Below are 19,525 nucleotides of genomic sequence, written 5' to 3' on the forward strand. Positions count from 1 at the left end.
TTTAGAGCATAAATATATTAAAACGTTACAATATTTTGGCTCAACGTTTTTCATATTCCAGTCCCTTTTCCCTTTGCTGCCTGCGCTCTAATCTTTTTCGTTTCCTCAGATTATGACTTGTTCGCATGGCTTTAAACTTGTTTATATGCGCCTGAATTTCGTTTTGTTTTTCTTCTGTAATTCCTATACTATATTTAACACCCAGAAATAACGTTTTCCAAATCATGTTAAAAAAGGAAGTATTTTCCGCTCTTACATAATTAACTTTTGCAGAAATGAATTTTCCGTCAGGACCAGGGTTTTCTGAGTTTATAATCAGTGCATTTGCCAGGAAAGAGATTAGTCCGCGTTTAACTAAATGATCTTTTGTTGGATCGTTTTTCATCAGCGCAACCGATAAATCGAAATAGGAGAAATCTACAGTTCCTTTCGAGCCGAAATCATCTGCCTTGAAGTTAAATTTGAGTTTGTCAACATTTCCGCGGTTAATCCTGACCAGGCCAAGTGGTTTTGTGATCTGGTTTAACACCCTGGCGTTGAAATTTTGAAGAATACCACTGTAAGAAAAATCGCCTGTATTGGCTGTTAAATTAAATTTAAAATCTACGTCAAGCTTACCTTGCCCTAACAGATAAGAATTCAGGTTGGCCTCCATTATAGGGTTAACCATTTTTACCTTTTCGATATTTGTTGTATTACGAATAATCCCGGAAGTATGCTCAAAAGAAATTCTGCCCCGTTGTCCGCTTTCCTGGTTATAAACAGCATAACTGATATCAATATCTTTAAGTTGAATTTTATTTACTAAAATCGGCGCGGTAATTCGCTGTAAAAGCTGGTGCGGGTATTTTCCTATCCGGCTTTCCGCAGGCTGTTTTGGTAAACTGTTATCATTAAAAACAGCAACGAAACCATTGGCTATCGACATTTCCTTCGCCCTTAATTCCTGTCTGGAAATGTAAAGCGGTAAGTTAATTCCATTAAGTGAAATATCATTCATGGAAATGCTGAAGCGGTCTTTCGCATACCCGGCAACCTGCCCGAATTTCATTTCATCATAAAGTGGTTCCAATACAAATTTTTTTATATTTAGAAGGCCTGTTGATGCTTTGAAATCAAGCTGGTCGAGCTTGATGTTATACATTTTATCCGGCGTTTGGTAATTGTAATTTTTGAGGTTAAGCAACACATCTTTCAATAAATATATCCGGGTAGAATCTTCAAATGAGGTGGAATCGACGAGTAAATCAACAAGCGTGATATTTAAATCATGAATCGAGAAAACATCGAATTTGTTAACGTTTTTATTTACATAATTAAAGCTTGCATCTCTGAACAGGATTTTGCTTATGCTAAATGCCTTTAAACTTTTGGATATAAATTTATAGGGAGATTCAACAGGCCGTGGTGCCCTGTTCTCGTTAAAATCCAATTGGCGGTTAACCATGTAAACCTCAGGTTTATCAAACAAAACCTCCTCAATCGTAAGTTTTTTTTCGCGGTAAAGGGTTAAGGGATGAAAGTGCTTTACAACCAGTTTTTTAAGTGTAACCGTGTAAAGATTGTTTGGCGCTCTTTTAAGCGTAACAAGCTTTTTATACCGGTTTATGTCAGCTGTAATTTTAACATTTTGTAAAGTGGCGCTTCCGGTTAGAATATTAGTACTTACTTTAGTAAAACTAATGGTATAAAGGCTATCTGTAGATTTGTAAAGCAAAGTTTTTATCTGCTCCGTTAATAATGGCCTGGATTTAATATTTAAAATTAAAGCGATGGCCGCAAGCATTATAAAAAGACTGAATAAAATACCTGCCAACCATTTTAAAATTTTATAACGTCGTTTTTTTGTATCCTGCATTTAAACAAAAGCTTTTATCAGCAATATACATTTAAAACGTATTTGTTAAAAATATAGCATTAATTTTTATCCCTTTTTGCTTTTCTGGCTTCACGTTTGTCTTGACGTTTCTGCTCTCTGATTTTCTTCGCAATAACTTTTTGTTGTTTAACCGGGTTTTTCTCCGGAACAATTCCAACGCCAACAATATCTTTTATGCCAACAAAAAGTGTCTTCCACATCAGGTTAAAAAATGAGGCAGAGTTAATTCTCGTATTGGTCATGGTAGCTGTTCTTGCTGCTGCTTCGCCTTTTTTCGGGTTTTCATCTTTTACTAAAATCGTATTGGCAAGAAATGAAAGCAAACCTTTTTCTGTTGTTCCTTTACCGTCGATATTATCCGATAACAATTTAACTTTTAAATTGGTGTAAAGCATATTCATTGCGCCTGAAGCACCCCGCAGGTTTCCATTTGCCCTAAAATCCATGTGCTGAATGTTTCCCTGCTCAATTTCGATTAAGCCCAGATTTTTTGATAAGGAATTCAGGTTTCTTAAATCGAATTTATCTAAGCTGCCACTATAACTGAAAGCACCATTATTATCCGTTAGGTTAAAGTCGATTTTAACTTTAAGCTTTCCGGTTCCCATTAAAAGTGAATTAAAATTGGCAATGGCGTGATTATTTTTCGATAATTTTAAACTGTCGTTTGTTACATTTAAAATATTTCCGGTTAATGATTTAAAGTCGACACTACCTACTTTTTTACTCGCCGGATTATATTCTGAATACTTTAAATCGACCGTATTCAAACTTACCGTATCAATTACTATTGGCATATTTAAACGTTTCAACGCCATGTGCGGATAGTTTCTGCCCTTATCTAACCCTGGTGGCGGTGGTGATTCCCGGCTCATAAAAACTTCTACCTTTGCCGGACCAATTTTTAACGATTTTGCATGAAGTTTCTGATCTGTATTTATGCTAATAAAATCCACGCCGTTAAATTCAATTTTATTAAAATCAAGATTGTAGCGATCTTTCTGTACTTTATATTTTCTGGCGAAAATTAATTCAGGATAAATAGGCGTAAGTTTAAAACCTTTGATGGTAATTTTCTTTGATGCAGCCGAACCACTTATTGTATCAACTTTCATCGAGTACATTTTATCTTTTGTTATGGATTTGTAGCCAGCCAGCTGGAATGTAATATCTTTTGTATAATAAAAACGTGTGGTATCGGTTCCTGATAAAGAATCTAGTAGAAAATCTTTAACCGTAATGTCGAGATGTTTAATGGAATTTTTAGTTTTCTTGGCGCCACTTTTGTTGATGTAGTCAAAGTCGGCATCGACAATTTTTATCGAACGAACCTGAATGGATTTAAAGGTTTCTGAAATTTGTTCGTAAAGTGATTTTTCAGGTTTTACCGAATCTTTTTCTTTCGGCACCTTATTAAAAATCATATTTATGGAAGGTTTATCCAGCCTGATTTCGTTTACATTAACCCGCTTTTTAAAGTAGGCCGTCAGAATTCCAACTCTTGTAATTTGTAGTTTTTTAAGTTTCAGCTCAAAAATGTGTGCAGGTGCCAGTTTCTGTTTTTTCAAACTGTCAAATACCAATGTATCCGGTGTAAGTGTTACATCGCGAAGTGCCAGACTACCGGTAACGACATTAAGATTAATGCTTTTAAAATCGATTTTATAAAGATGTTGGGAGCCATTGTAAACGCCGGCCTTAATTTTTTCGCTTAAAATTGGTTTCCAGCGGGCACTGATGAACATGGCAGCAAAAGCCAGAATTAAAATTAATCCGCCCGAAATACCGGCAATCCATATCCAAAGTTTATTCCTGTTTTGAGTTGTCATTATTTGGCCATATCGATATGTAACAGTTTGAAGGGCGAAAGGTTTTTGTTTAAGCTGAAAGCTAAAAGGTTAAAGCTGAAGACGAAGTTTGTTCCTTTGGCATAGTGAGCCTTTCTAAATAATCCCTTTGTAAACATTTAAACTAAATATGTCAATTTGTCACTTTTAATTTAATTTATGTATTTTTGCAATCCCCAAAAGTTTTTAAGAATGATTGATTTACAAGTACAGGATAAAACACACGATGAAGCAAGGCAAGGTGAGGCTTTAATTTTGGATACACCGGTTAAAGCGGATGCCCGTAAATTATACATCGAAAGTTATGGATGTGCAATGAACTTTGCGGATAGTGAAATTGTGGCTTCTATACTTTCTGAAACCGGGTTTGAAACCACCGGCGATTACCATCAGGCAGACGTGATTTTTATTAATACCTGTTCTATTCGCGAGAATGCCGAAACAAGGGTTAGAAACCGTTTATCGCAATTTGGGGTAGAGAAACGCCGTAATCCAAAGCTAATTGTTGGCGTTTTAGGTTGCATGGCAGAGCGTTTAAAATCTAAGTTTTTAGAGGAAGAGCGCCTGGTTGATGTGGTTGTTGGTCCGGATGCCTACCGCGATTTACCTAATTTAATTGAGCAGGTAGAAAGTGGCCATAAAGCGGTTAACGTCTTGTTATCCCGTGAGGAAACCTATGCCGATATCAGCCCTGTTCGTTTAAACAGCAATGGCATCACCGCTTTTATCTCCATTACCCGTGGCTGTAACAACATGTGCTCGTTTTGCGTGGTGCCATTTACCCGTGGCCGCGAACGCAGCCGTGATGCGCACTCCATTATTGAAGAAGCAAAATCGTTATTCGAAGCTGGCTATCGCGAAGTTACGCTTTTGGGTCAGAACGTAGATTCATATACCTGGACCTCAGAAGATGGTACGGAAACCGTAAACTTCGCTCAGCTTCTGGAGCAAACGGCTTTGGTAAATCCCGACCTGAGGATTCGTTTCTCTACCTCGCACCCGAAAGATATCACCGATGAGGTTTTACATACCATTGCCAGATACGATAACATCTGCAATTACATTCACCTGCCCGTTCAATCGGGAAATACCCGGATTTTGGAACTGATGAACAGAACTTACACCCGCGAATGGTACATCAACCGTATCGATGCAATCAGGAACATTATCCCCGGTTGTGCAATTTCTACGGATATCATCGCAGGTTTCTGTACCGAAACCGAAGAAGAGCACGAGGAAACATTGAGTATGATGGATTATGTACAATATGATTTTGCGTATAATTTCACTTACTCAGAAAGACCGGGAACTTTAGCCGCCCGTAAATTGGAAGATGACATTCCGGAAGATGTAAAAAAACGGCGCCTGGCTGAAATTTTAGCCAAGCAACAAGCACATTCTTTAATGCGTTTACAGGAATGGGTGGGCAAAACAGTTCGGGTGTTGATTGAGGGTACATCAAAAAAATCGGATAAAGATTATTGCGGCAGGGGCGATAGCGGCGCAATGGCAATTTTCCCGGCAATTGATGGCGTAAAACCAGGCCAGTATGCAAATGTTTATATTGAAAGATGTACTTCAGCAACGCTGATAGGAAGGATAGTAGCATAAAGTCTAAAGACCAAAGCGGAAAGTTTGTACAGCCAGGCACCCAGTTTTGATACCAGATACTCAATACTTGATACTAAAGAATGGATACACAAAATATTAAACAACGGTTCGGTATTATCGGCAATTCGCCGCTGCTTAATCGTGCCATAGATATTGCAAGTCAGGTTGCGCCAACGGATATGTCGGTGTTAATTACTGGTGAAAGTGGAAGTGGTAAAGAAGTTTTCTCCCAAATTATCCATCAAATGAGTGCCCGTAAACACGGTGCTTTCATTGCCGTAAATTGTGGCGCTATTCCGGAGGGAACAATAGATTCAGAATTATTCGGTCATGAGAAAGGTTCTTTCACCGGTGCACACGAAGCCCGTAAGGGTTATTTCGAAGTCGCCAATGGTGGTACGATTTTCCTGGATGAGGTGGCCGAACTGCCTCTTGGAACGCAGGCCCGCTTATTAAGGATTTTAGAAAGCGGCGAATATTTACGGGTAGGTTCATCGAAAGTTCAAAAAACGGATGTCCGGATTATTGCCGCCACCAATGTTGATGTTTACAACCGCGTTAAAAACGGGAAATTCCGTGAAGATTTATATTACAGGCTAAATACTGTTCCCCTGCGAATTCCTGCGTTACATGAGCGTAAGGAAGATATTTATTTATTGTTCAGAAAATTTGCAGCCGATTTCAGTGATAAATACCGTAGTCCGGGCTTGCATTTAGAACCAGATGCTGTACAGATTTTAACCAATTACAGCTGGCCGGGAAATGTTCGTCAGTTAAAGAATATTGCCGAACAAATCTGCGTTTTAGAAAAAGAAAGAAATGTAACCGGACAAGCCATTTTAAATTATATCCCTAATGAAGCCGGAAGCAATTTGCCAATGGCGATAAACGCGCAGTCGAAAGAAGATTTTACGGAAAGGGATATTTTGTACAAGGTTCTTTTCGACATGAAAAAAGATATGGTTGAGCTTAAAAAGCTGGTTGCCGAAATTATCCAGCATGGCGGTAACACGGCAACTGTTCTGGCTGATAACCCGCAATACATTAATCAGTTGTACAGGGACGTGGAATTGCCTGCCGGACAAGAACATGGTTTCACCATACAGCAGCCAGCACCAAATAATAATAGTAATAACAACAATAACAATACGGATTACAATTTTGCACATGATGCAGAAGAAGTAGAAGAATCGTTATCGTTGGTTGATAAAGAATCAGATTTAATAAAGAAAGCACTTAAAAAACATAAGGGTAAGCGTAAATTTGCTGCCCAGGAATTAGGTATATCCGAACGTACGCTCTACAGAAAGATTAAAGAATTAAGTCTATAAATAATTTATGAAGATCAAGCTATTTGCTTTCCTTATCGTCGCAACGTTAAGTTCTTGCGCTTATACCTTTAGCGGTGCATCAACCGAGGGACTGAAAACCGTAACCGTACGTTTTTTTGAAAACAATGCACAGCTGGTTGTTCCCACTTTAAGTCAGCAATTTACCGAGGCGTTGAAATCGCGTATTCGTAGCCAAACCAAGTTAAGCATTACGCCAAATGATGGTGATGCAATTTTTCAGGGCAACATTACGGGATACGAAATCAAGCCTGTAGCTTTAACGTCGAGTGCTACACCTACAGCCTCTAATAACAGGTTAACCATTACTGTTGCTGTAAAATACATTAATAATATTAAAGATCATGAGAAGGAAAGCTTTGAAGAAAGCTTTACCCGTTACTTCGATTTTCCGGTGGGCGGTTCGATACAAGGCCTTCAGGCACAAGCCATAGAAGCCATTAACAAGCAACTTACCGAAGATATTTTTAACAGGGCTTTTGCTCAATGGTAGTTTAAAGTTTTAAAAACCGCCTGCATTATTTATCTTAGCAGCAAACCTCAGTAATGGATAACAAACAGCTACTTGCAGATTTATTGGCGCAACCCGGAAAGGTTAGGCAAGAGCATATCCCCATGCTGAAAGAAATGCTGGAGCAATGCCCTTACGCACAGCCGATTCGTTTGCTTTTAGCCAAGGCAGATTCCGCATTTGTTCCGGGGGCATCTTTATATAGCAACGGAAAAGTATTATACAATTTGTTGCAACTGGAAAATGTTGAAGAGGAAGAAAAAGCTGAAAACAATACGCCGGAAAAAGAAACTTTAGAAAGTGAATTTGCAGAAATTGATGCAGAAAGCACAGCTGATGAACAGGAAATTTTTGATGAAATCGGTGAAATTACTGAAGATTTAAAACCGGTTATTTTACAAGCGGTAAATGTAGAAACGCCCGATACCCTACCGGGTATTGACAGGCATTTGATGGATTTGCCGGCTGATGAAGATAATTTTATTGAAAGTGTAGCGTCAACAGATTTTTTCGCTTTCGAACAACAGGCGAGTACGGATGTTGTAAAAGCACCACAAATAGAAACTGTTGTACCTGATGAACCTGAACACAGCTTTGTTTCTAAATATGATGATGACCAGCTTCCGTATACTTTTTTGTGGTGGCTTGCAAAAACACGTAAGGAACATGAACAAATTTTTCAGCCTTATGCACAGCCAAAACCTGGTTTGGCAAAGCAACCGCAACATAAAAATCAGGAGCAGGCCGAATTTCAACAGCAGTATGTAGAGCATATTTTTCACATACAAACACCCTTTGAAGTAGCTGATCATTTAGCAGAATACCCATCTGCAGAAGTAAAAGATGCTAAAGGCGCTGAAATTATTGAAAAGTTTTTAAAAGAAGACCCGACAATAAAACCACCAAAGCCCGAACAAATCGATAATGAGAATAAAGCGAAAAAAAGTGCGGAAGACCATTATGACCTGGTTTCGGAGACTTTAGCTAAAATTTATATCGAGCAAATGCTTTACCACAAAGCCATAGATACTTATAAAAAATTAAGTTTGAAATATCCGGAAAAAAGTGGTTACTTTGCCGACCTTATCCAATCTATAGAAAAGAAATTTTAAAATATATTTTATCATGATAACCTTTTTAATCATTTTATTAATTGTTGCTTGTGTAGCTTTAGGCTTATTTGTATTGGTACAAAACCCTAAAGGGGGTGGTTTAGCAACTGGTGGTGGTACCAGCAATATGTTTGGTGTTCAACGTACAGGCGATGTTTTAGAAAAAGGATCGTGGGTATTGTTAGCTGTAATTGTAGTTTTAACTTTATCAATTACTACAATTGCTAAAACAAACGGCGGTGCTGCTGCAACGGGTAATACCGAAATTCAGGATCGTTTAAACAAAATGCCTTCACCTTCTCCACTCGGCGGCGGTGCAACAAATAGTGCGGCGCCTGCAAAACCTGCAACTGCTGATACAACTAAGAAATAGTTAAGGCTATAAAACATTTTTGAAAAGCTTTCCTCAAAAGGGAAAGCTTTTTTTATTATGGACTATTCATATAAAGGACAAACGGTTTATTGCATTAAGAATGACGACTTGATTTAACTTTATTAATATAACTCCAATCCCTCCTTGAATAAGGAGGGGAGCTAAATACTCTTACCGGCAGTTGAACTAATGCATTGAATTTATATAAAGCACCTCAATCTGCGGTTTATCAGCGAAATCTGCGGGAAAAATTTGTCAGCCTTATCCAATTTAAACAACTAACAGTATAATACGTTTTATAAAGCACCACAATCTTCGGTTTATCAGCGAAATCTGCGGGAAAAATTGTCAGCCTTAACCAATTTAAATAGCTAACAGTATAATACGTTTTATAAAGCACTGCAATCTGCGGTTCATCAGCGAAATCTGCGGGAGAAATTTGTCAGCCTTATCCAATTTAAACAACTAACAGTATAATACGTTCTATAAGGCACTGCAATCTGCGGTGTATCAACGAAACCTGCTGGAGAAACATCAGACTTGTTTAAATAATTAATCTAAACCATTACAATTGGCAATAAAATTAATTTCCTTCTGCCAAGCTGACACGCAAATTTTTCGATATTTCTGCATTTATCTAAAAAATTGACAGTACGGGTGCAAATTTGTCCCTGAAAAGCTATTGGCATAAAAAGTGTTAAATGTATGCGTAGTTAAAAAACTTAAATCAAAATAAAAAATAATAAAAGTTATGGCGTTAAACCTTAAACCAATTGCTGGCAGTTCGAACAGAGTAATCGTTGAACCGGCTGCGGCAGAAGAAAAAACTGCATCGGGTTTGTATATCCCTGATACGGCTAAAGAAAAACCATCTAAAGGGACTGTAGTTTCCGTTTCTGAAGAAGATTCTGAAGGTAAAAAAGCTAGTGTAAAAGTTGGCGATGTTGTAATTTATGGTAAATACGGTGGTACCGAATTCCCTTACGAAGGTAAAGATTACCTGATTATGCGTGAAACTGATATTTACGCTGTTGTTGGATAGATAAATTGAAATGTTACAATGTACAACGTTGTAATGTTATAAAGCTAGGATTGAAACTTTTCAACCTTCAAACATTAAAACTTTTAAAAAAATCTTAAAATGTCAAAACAAGTAAAATATAACGTAGAAGCACGCGACGCCCTTAAAAGAGGTGTTGATATTCTGGCGAATGCAGTAAAAGTAACTTTAGGTCCTAAAGGCCGTAACGTAATTATCGATAAAAAATTCGGTTCTCCGGCCATTACTAAAGATGGTGTTACCGTTGCTAAAGAAATCGAATTAAAAGATGCGGTTGAAAACATGGGTGCTCAAATGGTTAAAGAAGTGGCTTCAAAAACAGCAGATATTGCTGGTGACGGAACAACTACAGCAACCGTTTTAGCGCAGGCCATTATTACAACAGGTATTAAAAACGTTGCTGCGGGTGCAAATCCAATGGATTTAAAACGTGGTATTGATAAAGCTGTTGCTGCAGTTGTAGAAAACTTAAAAGCACAATCGCAAACGGTTGGTGAAGACAATAACAAAATTAAACAAGTTGCATCCATCTCAGCGAATAATGATGAGGTTATCGGCGCTTTAATTGCTGAAGCAATGGGTAAAGTTGGTAAAGATGGTGTAATTACCGTTGAAGAAGCAAAAGGTACCGAAACTGAAGTTAAAACAGTTGAAGGTATGCAGTTCGACAGAGGGTATTTATCTCCATACTTCGTTACGAATGCAGATAAAATGGAGGCTGAACTAGATAGCCCTTACATTTTAATCTACGATAAGAAAATCAGCAACATGAAAGAATTGTTGCCTGTTTTGGAGAAAACGGTTCAAACCGGCAAACCATTGGTTATCATCGCTGAAGATTTAGATGGCGAAGCATTAGCGACATTAGTTGTAAACAAAATCCGTGGTTCATTAAAAGTTGTTGCGGTTAAAGCACCAGGTTTTGGTGATAGAAGAAAAGCAATGTTGGAAGACATCGCTATCTTAACCGGTGGTATCGTTGTTTCGGAAGAAAGAGGTTATAAATTAGAAAACGCTGATTTAACTTATTTAGGTTCTGCGGAGAAAGTTGTTGTAGATAAAGACAATACAACGGTTATCAACGGTGCTGGTAACTCTGATGATATTAAATCTCGTGTTAGCCAAATCAAAGCACAGATTGAAACCACTACATCGGATTACGATAAAGAAAAATTACAGGAGCGTTTAGCTAAATTAGCAGGCGGTGTTGCAGTTCTTTATGTAGGTGCAGCCAGCGAAGTGGAAATGAAAGAGAAAAAAGACCGTGTTGATGATGCTTTACATGCAACCCGTGCAGCTGTAGAAGAAGGTATCGTTGCTGGTGGTGGTGTGGCTTTCATTCGTGCAGTTGCGGCTTTAGCAGATTTAAAAGGTGCTAACGAAGATGAAAACACTGGTATTCAGATTATCCGTCGTGCGATTGAAGAACCATTGCGTCAAATCTGTGAAAACGCAGGTATCGAAGGTTCTATCGTTGTTCAGAAAGTTAAAGAAGGTACAGCAGATTTCGGGTATAATGCCCGTACCGATGTTTACGAAAACTTAATTGGTGCCGGTGTTATCGACCCAACTAAAGTTTCTCGTGTAGCCTTGGAAAATGCAGCTTCAATTGCAGCGATGCTATTAACAACTGAAGTTGTTTTAGCAGATGAGCCGGAAGAAGCAGGTGCTTCAGCACATCCTCCAATGGGTGGCGGTGGCATGGGTGGTATGATGTAATCAACCATTCGCATAAAACTTACGTGTAAAATTAAATCCCTCAAAACTAAGGTTTTGGGGGATTTTTTGTTGATAAAGACTTTAGAAAAGGCATTTTTCATCATAATGCAAGATATTTCATATTTACTTTTGTGTAAATTTTTAGTAATACGCTATCATTTAACTAATTTAGCAGCTAAATAACTTGAAGAAAAACGATATCGAATAAATATTTACTAAACAAATTAACTTACTGTTGCCCTTTTTTGACTTTGTCATAATCGGAAGTTTATATTTCTTTCCTGTAATTCTTCTTTTAAAACAATTTCCCTATTGTTGAAAATTTATGAAGACCTGGTGTAGAAAGATTTCGCGTGTAGTTGCTGTATGCTCGGCTCTTTTGTTTTTTGCCTTTTCGGCGCAAGCACAGTTGACGAATGTGGTGGTTGATCCTGGGCCCTACGGAGGTGGTAGTAATATTAGCGTATCTTTAAATTTTGCAAATAATCAATCTGAATTTAAAATTGGAAATGTATTTACATTATATATCTCTGATTCGAATGGAAATTTTATCGGTAATGGAACTCAAATTGGAACATACTCGGGGTTTTATACGTCATTTATTAATGGTATTCTACCCCTTAACTTACAACAAGGAAATGGTTATAAGTTGAGAATTTTAGCGAGCAGTCCTGCTCAAGTAATTGACATTCCAGGCACAATTGACATTCGTAATGTTCAATCAAAGCCCATTACAATCACACCATCTCTTTTAAGTCGAGATTTAGGAGGGGATAATTTAGGTTGGTGTCCAGCAGAAGCAAAAAATGGTCAAAGTTTTTTTGTAAAAAGTGATGCTATAAATCCATCTACGGTTATCATTGAAGTCAAGAATCTTAAAACTGGCACGACTACAACATTTAATGAAATCGTTGGTTCTGGGGTGGATATTACAGGAATAGATATAGGATACTATCTTATTACGGTGATATCTACCACCAACACTGGTGGAGTGAACATAAAATCAATCAAATCTTATTTTCTGCACAATACTCCCTTATTAGTTAATATTCAAGATAGTGGACAGAACATTGGTTGTATAAATGGGCCAGGCCAATCAGCTAGAGTTTCATTTCAACTTACTTTAATTGGAGGAATTGACAACAATTATCCAGGAACTATCTATCGAGTTGACTGGGGTGACGGTTCAACAAGTGAATCTACGATCTATGAAATTACGACTAACGCTTCTAAAATATCTCATGATTACACGAGGACATCTTGTGGCGAACCAACTATTCCAGGAAATCCACCAATATCAAACTCATTTAAAACTACAGTAAATGCAATAAGTGAGGTTTGTAATGTTAGTAGACCTGCGACTGCCTATGCGCAAGTATTTATAAACCCCATAGCTAGGATAACACCAGTAAATTCTGTGGGCTGTATCAATACTTTAATTAGGTTTACCAATGCTTCAACTGGCGGAACAAGACAAAACTGTTCTCCATTAATGGACTACACATGGTATGTTGATGGGAAAAAAATTATAGAGTTTTCGGATACCAGACCTTTTGATCACATTTTTATAACAACAGGTAAGCACATAGTCACACTTGTTGCCTCTAATGGTGTTGGAGTTTGTTTACCTAGTGAATTTAATACTGAAATCTGCATACAAGATCCCCCAAAACCAGCATTTGAAATCACTACGCCTACAACAGGATGTGCTCCATTTACGGTAGAAGTTTTAGATAAATCTAAAATTGACCAAAGCTGTCCAGCTGCTCCGTCTCCCATATATAATTGGATTGTTACCAACACTAATGGTACGCGTTTTACCGCTTTTACAAACAATATTCCAAATCCTAAATTTATATTTACAAATCCTGGTGTATATAACATTGCGTTGGAGATTTCTACGGGAGCATGCTCACCGGTAAAAAGCCAATTGCCAAATCCAATAGTAATTATTAATGGTCAACCAACGGTTTCTCTGGCTGATCCTACAAAACTTTGTAGGCTTGGAAGTTATAGTTTCGACAATATTCCAAATACCCCGACACAAACCATTTTTACAGGAACACAAGTAGATTTGCCAGATACTTATACTTGGACAGTTACAGATGAAAATGGGAATGCATTAACAAATGATGATTATTCATTTGATGCGGGCTTTTCTATGAATAGTAAATATCCTTCTATTAATTTCAAAAAGAATAGAATATACATAATTACTGTAATCCATAAAAACACTTGTGCTACAGTAACAAAATCACAAAAAATAGAGTTTGTTGCTGCTCCTTCAATTAACCTAGGTGCGGATAAAAACATTTGTTTTACACAAAGCACCGTTAATTTAGAAGCCATTATTACAGGGATGGTTAAAAATGGCAAATGGGTTGGTGGTTCAGGTATTTTTGGAAATGTGAATAGCACTATTACCACCTATACCCCAACTGAAAATGAAAAAATTACTGGTCTTGTTACATTAACTTATACTGCAGAAACAGATCTCCAGGAACCTTGTAAAACCATCTCAGAAAAAATTAGAATCTACATTAAAAAAGAAATTAGAATTACAAGTTCAGATAAATTAACTATTTGCTCAGGGAATCCGCTTAACTATTCCCCAATCTCCAACTTAGATAATACTGTTTATACTTGGACCGCAAAAGGATCTTCAAATGCAAATGGTTTTAATGATTCTGCAAGCCCTGGCTTATCCATTGCCGACGTTTTAGCTAATTCTGATCCAATAAATCCTGCTACGGTTACCTACACAATTACACCTGTAAATGATGGCTGTTCAGGTGTTCCTTTTACCTTAACCGTTACCATTGCTCCGCGCCCAATTGTTACAGCGACACCTGCATTTTTAAATATTTGTAGCAATCAAACCGCATCAATTGCACTATCATCTAACTTACCAGATACCAAATATACATGGACTAGCACTTCGGTAGCTGGAGTGACTGGATTTACCAATAACAGCAATCCTACATCAACATCAATTATTAATGATAATTTAGTTAACAATACCTCAGCTCCTGTTATTGTTACTTATACCATTACCCCTATTTCAATTAACGATTGTACAGGCCTGCCATATACAGTAAACATTACTGTACAGCCTTTACCAACTATACCTAATGCCGGCCTGGACGATAACATATGCAGTACCGGAACCTATATTTTAAAAGGGAACAAAGCAATTGTAGGGATAGGAAGATGGACACAAGTATCTAACTATCCTGCTGTTAATATTTCATCCGATGATCAAGAAAATGCAACTGTTTCTGGTTTAGTTGCAGGCAATGAATATATTTTTAGATGGACCATAACTACGGCCCAAGGTTGTTTCTTAATTGATGATGTAAAAATCACCATCAATCCATTTTCTGTTGGCGGTACAATAGTGGGGGCTAAAACCGTATGCGCAGGAAATAATAGTGGCTCAATTACGCTAAGTGAACAAGTAGGTAGTGTAGTTAGATGGGAAAGTTCTACGGATGGATGGGTTAATTGGAACACTATTGATAATACGACAGTTAGTATTGCCTATTCAAATCTTAATACTACTACCCAATACCGAGCGGTTGTACAAAGTGGTGCGTGTAAACCTGAATTTTCTACACCTGCTACCATTACAGTAGTACCTGCAACAACAATTGCCGATGCGGGTACCAACCAGGTATTATGTAATGAAACCAGCGCCCAGCTAAATGCATTGTCCACACTGAAAGCCGGAGAAACCGGCAGATGGACAGTAGTTAGCCCAATATTATCAAATACGCAGATCACAGATCCGACAAACCCTGCAACTACAATAACCAAACTTACACCTGGACAAACCTATATTTTTACCTGGACCGTTATAGGTCCATCGCCCTGTGGGCCAACACAGGATAATGTGACGATCACAGACCTTCTTCCCTTAACCAACACCATTAGCAGTACAAGTGCTGAGGTTTGTTATAACCAGAGCATTGCCGTTACAGGCGATACACCTACCGGAGGAAATGGCACTTATACTTATCAATGGCAGAGCAGTGCGGATGGAAATACCTGGGCCGATATTAGTGGTCAAACTGGTAAAGATCTCAACGTACCGGTAACTACTTCCGCTTTTTACAGAAGAATTGTAAACAGCAATGTTTGTACGTCAAACAGCAATAGCGTTGAAATAAAAGTATTACCGGTTGTTATTGGAAATACAATCGCTTCAGATCAAACCATCTGTATTGGTAGCCCGGCACTCACAATAACAGGAACCACACCAACTGGTGGAAGCGGAACTTACCTGTACCAATGGCAATCCAGCATAAACAACGGGGTAACATGGGTAGATGTTACCGGCGCCACGGGTAGGGATTTTACACCATCTGCGCTGAGTGTAACCATTCTGTACCGACGTTCTGTTACAAGCGGTACCTGTTCCAATTTTAGTACCCCTGTTAAAATTACAGTAAATCCTTCGGCTAAAGCGGAGATTACCTATACAACAGATTTTGGCTGCCCTCCGTTTGTGTTAACACCTGCAATAATAAAGGCAAACGCTTATCCGGATAGAAACGATACGTATACCTGGTTTGCAGATAATGTTCAAATCGGAACCGGTATTAACTTTCCGGGCTATACGATTACTGGCGAAAATAAAGCGGTTGTCATAAAATTAGTTGTAACAAGCAGTCTGGGCTGTACAGGTGACGAAACCAGCCATACATTTTCAACTCAGCAGGATGTAAAAGCCGCATTTACCCAGTCGGTTACGCAAGGCTGCGGTCCGTTGGCCGTTAACTTTACCAACACATCGAATTCATTAACGGCATCCAGTTTTAAATGGGATTTCGGAAACGGAACAACATCAAATCTGGCGCAACCCGGTCCGGTAACTTTTCAGGCGGATCCGACAGGTAAAGATATTACTTATACGATAACGCTGAGCGCCATAACACCATGCGGTACAACGACTCAAAAGTCTACTGTATTAGTTCAGGGTAAAGCGGTATCCATATTCAGTCCTGATAAAACGACAGGCTGCTCGCCGCTGTTAGTCAATTTTAGCAACACATCACCGGTAAGCTCAGGCACAACTTACACGTTTGATTTTAACGATGGCTCTCCCAAGGTAATAACCAACGACAGAAGTTCGGTAAACCATTTATTTACCACCCTTGCCGTTAGGGATTATGTTATCACCATGACTGCCGAGAATGCTTGTGGTAAAAGTACATCAAGTTACACCCTTCGGGTTTCGCCGAACGATATTACGCCAGAGTTAGTTGTTAATGCGGGGGAACTTACCGGTTGCGCACCCTTAAAGGTTAATTTTTATAATAACTCAAAAGGGGCCAGCAAGTTTATTTATGATTTTGGTGATGGTACAGGTATACAGATCACCAATTCAGCGCCGGAAACCGTTTCGCATATTTTTACAAAACCAGGCAAATTTACGGTTACGTTATATGCGTCAAATGATTGTTCAAATGCACAAACCACTGAAACCATTACGGTATTGGCGCAACCAACAGTTGAATTTACAGCAGATAAAACGGCAATTTGCGATGGTGGTTTGGTAAAATTTAAAAACACAAGTAAAAATGCTATAGGCTATACCTGGGATTTTGGAGATGGAACAACATCTGCAGAGTTCGAACCTGAACACATTTATAAAGGTGCAGGCAAAAATTATACGGTTAAATTGACCTCAATAAATCTTTTAGGCTGTACCAACACGCTGGTTCTGACAGATTATATAAATATTGCACCCGAATTGAAGTCGATATTTACGGTTTTACCTGGGAACGAGCTATCCATTCCGAATTTCACTTTTAGCTTTAAAGATGCAAGTTTAAACGGTGCCGGAAGCTGGGAATGGAACTTTGGTGATGGAACAAGCTCTACACTTCAAAACCCGACACATACTTACCCTAACGTTGGAGATTATACAGTAACCCTGAAAATTTTGAATAAAGAAGGCTGCTCGGCAGTTTCGTCGCAGGCCGTCAGAATAATTGGTGTACCCGGATTTTTATATGTACCAAACTCATTTATGCCGGCAAGTCAGAAAAATGAGTTACAAACTTTCCGGGCAAAAGGAAGAGGTATTGATACCTGGAAAATGACGGTTTTTAACAAATGGGGACAGGTTTTGTGGGAAACGACAAAACTCGACGACGGTGCGCCGCTGGAAGGATGGGATGGAAGATACAACGGGCAGGAGCAGCCTCAGGGCGTTTACTTCTGGAAAATTGATGTAAAGTTTATAAATGGTGGTGAGTGGAAAGGGATGACTTACGATTCATCACCGCCGAAGAAAACCGGAAACATATATTTAATAAGATGATAAAGAGCAGGAGGATTTATTTATTTATGTTGATAACGGTGATGCCTTTGATTTCTGCGGGGCAGGATTATATCTATTCGCAATTTTACAACGCCCCAATATATTTAAATCCGGCATTAACGGGTCAGTTTGAAGGAGATATCAGGGTTAACGCCTTATACAGAAATCAATGGACCGGGCTTTCGGGCGATTTTTCTTACATGAGCGCCTCCGCGGATTTAAACCTGCAAAAGATAAATAGTGGCATTGGCTTAATTTTTAATCGAAGTAGCGAGGGTACAGCATACCTGCAAAAAAATAACATCGCTTTAAGCTATTCATACATCATTGGCGGCGACGATTATACACTTTCTTTTGGTTTGCAGGGTGGTATAACCAATCAAAAATTAAACTGGGATAAACTGGTTTTCGGCGATCAGATAGATGTAACATCAGGAATCATACCAGGGATTATTTCAGGTGCCGAAAGGCCAAATGTAGATAGCCGGTTTTACTTCGATGCGGCTGCAGGAAGTAACCTGGTTTATAAAAACTTTATGCTTGGTGTTGGTTTGCATCATTTAAACCGTCCTGACGAATCTTTGGCTGGTTACCAGGCCAGATTACCGATGAGAATATCCGGAAATTTAAGTTATAAACTCGCTTTGGTTTCCGATCAGTATGACCGGGATGGAACCTACTTGATTCCGTCGATCGTTGCTTACAAGCAGCAAAACGTTACATCATTCAGTGTCGGTACCCAATTTAAATATGCTGGCATCAATGCCGGAATCTGGTATCGTAATGATGGCAACTCGGCCGGAAACGACGCAATCGTTTTCTCTGTGATTTTCGATATTTTCAACAGAAGAACAAATGGCGAAAAATTCCGAATCGGAATCAGCCATGATGCCACCACTTCAAAAATTAATTACACCAATACCGGCGGAACATCGGAAATTGGCTTAGGTTATGAAAAATACTGGCCTAACAGTACAAATTATGGTCGTGCAAATGGCTTAAGATGCTATGATTTTTATTAATTTGCCTTTGTTAAATCAGGGCAATGAATGATATTTTAGATAACAGCCATTTTATTACACAAAGTGAAGTCAATAAATTTCTTTTAGCTACGTTACTTTGTGGCTTAATTGGTGCGGAACGGGAATACAGAAGCAAATCTGCAGGTTTAAAAACCATGATGATGATTGGTTTAGGCGCAACTTTGTTTACCATATTATCCATTAAAATCGGGCCGACCAGCCAGGATAGAATTGCATCAAACATTGTTACCGGCATTGGTTTTTTGGGCGCGGGTGTAATTTTTAAAGAAGAAAACCGCGTTAAAGGTTTAACAACGGCTTGTATCATCTGGATAGTGGCAGCAATTGGGATGGCCGTAGGTTCAGGCTATTACGAGCAGGCAATTGGTGTAACTGGCGTAGTGCTTTTAGCCTTAATTATTTTTCCTTTTTTAGAGGAAATCGGCGACCGTCGGTTCACAAAACGCATTTATAGAATTGTTAAGAAACAACATGCGCACGGCGATTTAGAAAGCTATGAGGAAGTTTTCAGGGAGAACAAGCTTAAACCCCAACGAGGAAAACATCAACTGGTCAATAACGTTATTACCGGAAACTGGATAGCAACCGGAACGCCAAAAAACCACAAAAAATTTGTAGAGCAGATGTTAAAGGATGATGAAATTATAGAGTTTGATTTTTAAAGTTATTCCATTGAATAATCCATTAAACAAA

General features: G+C 38.5%; 12 protein-coding genes. 10 read left to right on the plus strand and 2 right to left on the minus strand.

Going from position 1 to position 19,525, the window contains the following annotated elements:
- Nucleotides 1-40: 40 nt before the first annotated feature.
- Together O0931_RS12745 and O0931_RS12750 are read right to left on the minus strand one after the other, a co-directional pair.
- A complete protein-coding gene (locus O0931_RS12745) occupies nt 41-1,858 on the minus strand; it encodes a hypothetical protein (protein ID WP_269415961.1) in 1,818 nt (605 codons plus the stop codon).
- Between the two features lie 59 nt (nt 1,859-1,917).
- The gene (locus O0931_RS12750; protein WP_269415962.1) at nt 1,918-3,708 is read right to left on the minus strand and encodes an AsmA family protein; all 1,791 of its coding nucleotides are present in this window, start codon (nt 3,706-3,708) and stop codon (nt 1,918-1,920) included.
- A gap of 210 nt (nt 3,709-3,918) precedes the next feature.
- On the opposite strand from O0931_RS12750, the gene miaB reads away from it, so the two are divergent.
- The 10 genes from miaB to O0931_RS12800 all read left to right on the plus strand — a co-directional run bounded on the left by miaB (nt 3,919) and on the right by O0931_RS12800 (nt 19,494).
- A complete protein-coding gene (gene miaB, locus O0931_RS12755; protein ID WP_269415963.1) occupies nt 3,919-5,337 on the plus strand; it encodes a tRNA (N6-isopentenyl adenosine(37)-C2)-methylthiotransferase MiaB in 1,419 nt (472 codons plus the stop codon).
- Nucleotides 5,338-5,417: 80 nt separating this feature from the next.
- On the plus strand, nt 5,418-6,668 hold the full coding sequence (locus O0931_RS12760; RefSeq protein ID WP_269415964.1) for a sigma 54-interacting transcriptional regulator: 1,251 nt from the start codon (nt 5,418-5,420) through the stop codon (nt 6,666-6,668).
- 7 nt (nt 6,669-6,675) lie between these two features.
- Nucleotides 6,676-7,179 (plus strand): LptE family protein, encoded by a 504-nt coding sequence (locus tag O0931_RS12765; RefSeq protein WP_269415965.1) that lies wholly within the window; start codon nt 6,676-6,678, stop codon nt 7,177-7,179.
- Between the two features lie 53 nt (nt 7,180-7,232).
- Complete coding sequence (locus O0931_RS12770; protein ID WP_269415966.1) at nt 7,233-8,309, plus strand: hypothetical protein; 1,077 nt, start codon at nt 7,233-7,235, stop codon at nt 8,307-8,309.
- 13 nt (nt 8,310-8,322) lie between these two features.
- Nucleotides 8,323-8,682 carry a preprotein translocase subunit SecG gene (secG, locus tag O0931_RS12775; protein ID WP_269415967.1) on the plus strand — a complete coding sequence of 120 codons (360 nt, stop codon included), beginning with the start codon at nt 8,323-8,325 and terminating at the stop codon, nt 8,680-8,682.
- A 751-nt stretch (nt 8,683-9,433) separates the two neighbouring features.
- Nucleotides 9,434-9,724 (plus strand): co-chaperone GroES, encoded by a 291-nt coding sequence (locus O0931_RS12780; RefSeq protein ID WP_025141798.1) that lies wholly within the window; start codon nt 9,434-9,436, stop codon nt 9,722-9,724.
- Nucleotides 9,725-9,823: 99 nt separating this feature from the next.
- Entirely contained in the window at nt 9,824-11,461 is a 1,638-nt protein-coding gene (gene groL / locus O0931_RS12785) for a chaperonin GroEL (RefSeq protein ID WP_269415968.1), read from the plus strand.
- Nucleotides 11,462-11,786: 325 nt separating this feature from the next.
- Entirely contained in the window at nt 11,787-17,789 is a 6,003-nt protein-coding gene (locus O0931_RS12790) for a PKD domain-containing protein (protein WP_269415969.1), read from the plus strand.
- Nucleotides 17,786-18,811 carry a PorP/SprF family type IX secretion system membrane protein gene (locus O0931_RS12795; RefSeq protein WP_269415970.1) on the plus strand — a complete coding sequence of 342 codons (1,026 nt, stop codon included), beginning with the start codon at nt 17,786-17,788 and terminating at the stop codon, nt 18,809-18,811. The genes O0931_RS12790 and O0931_RS12795 overlap by 4 nt, the downstream gene beginning before the upstream one ends.
- Nucleotides 18,812-18,834: 23 nt before the next feature.
- The gene (locus tag O0931_RS12800) at nt 18,835-19,494 is read left to right on the plus strand and encodes an MgtC/SapB family protein (protein WP_269415971.1); all 660 of its coding nucleotides are present in this window, start codon (nt 18,835-18,837) and stop codon (nt 19,492-19,494) included.
- The last annotated feature ends 31 nt before the right edge of the window (nt 19,495-19,525 follow it).

It is taken from the genome of Pedobacter rhodius, assembly GCF_027213645.1.
Taxonomy (GTDB): Bacteria; Bacteroidota; Bacteroidia; order Sphingobacteriales; family Sphingobacteriaceae; genus Pedobacter; species Pedobacter rhodius.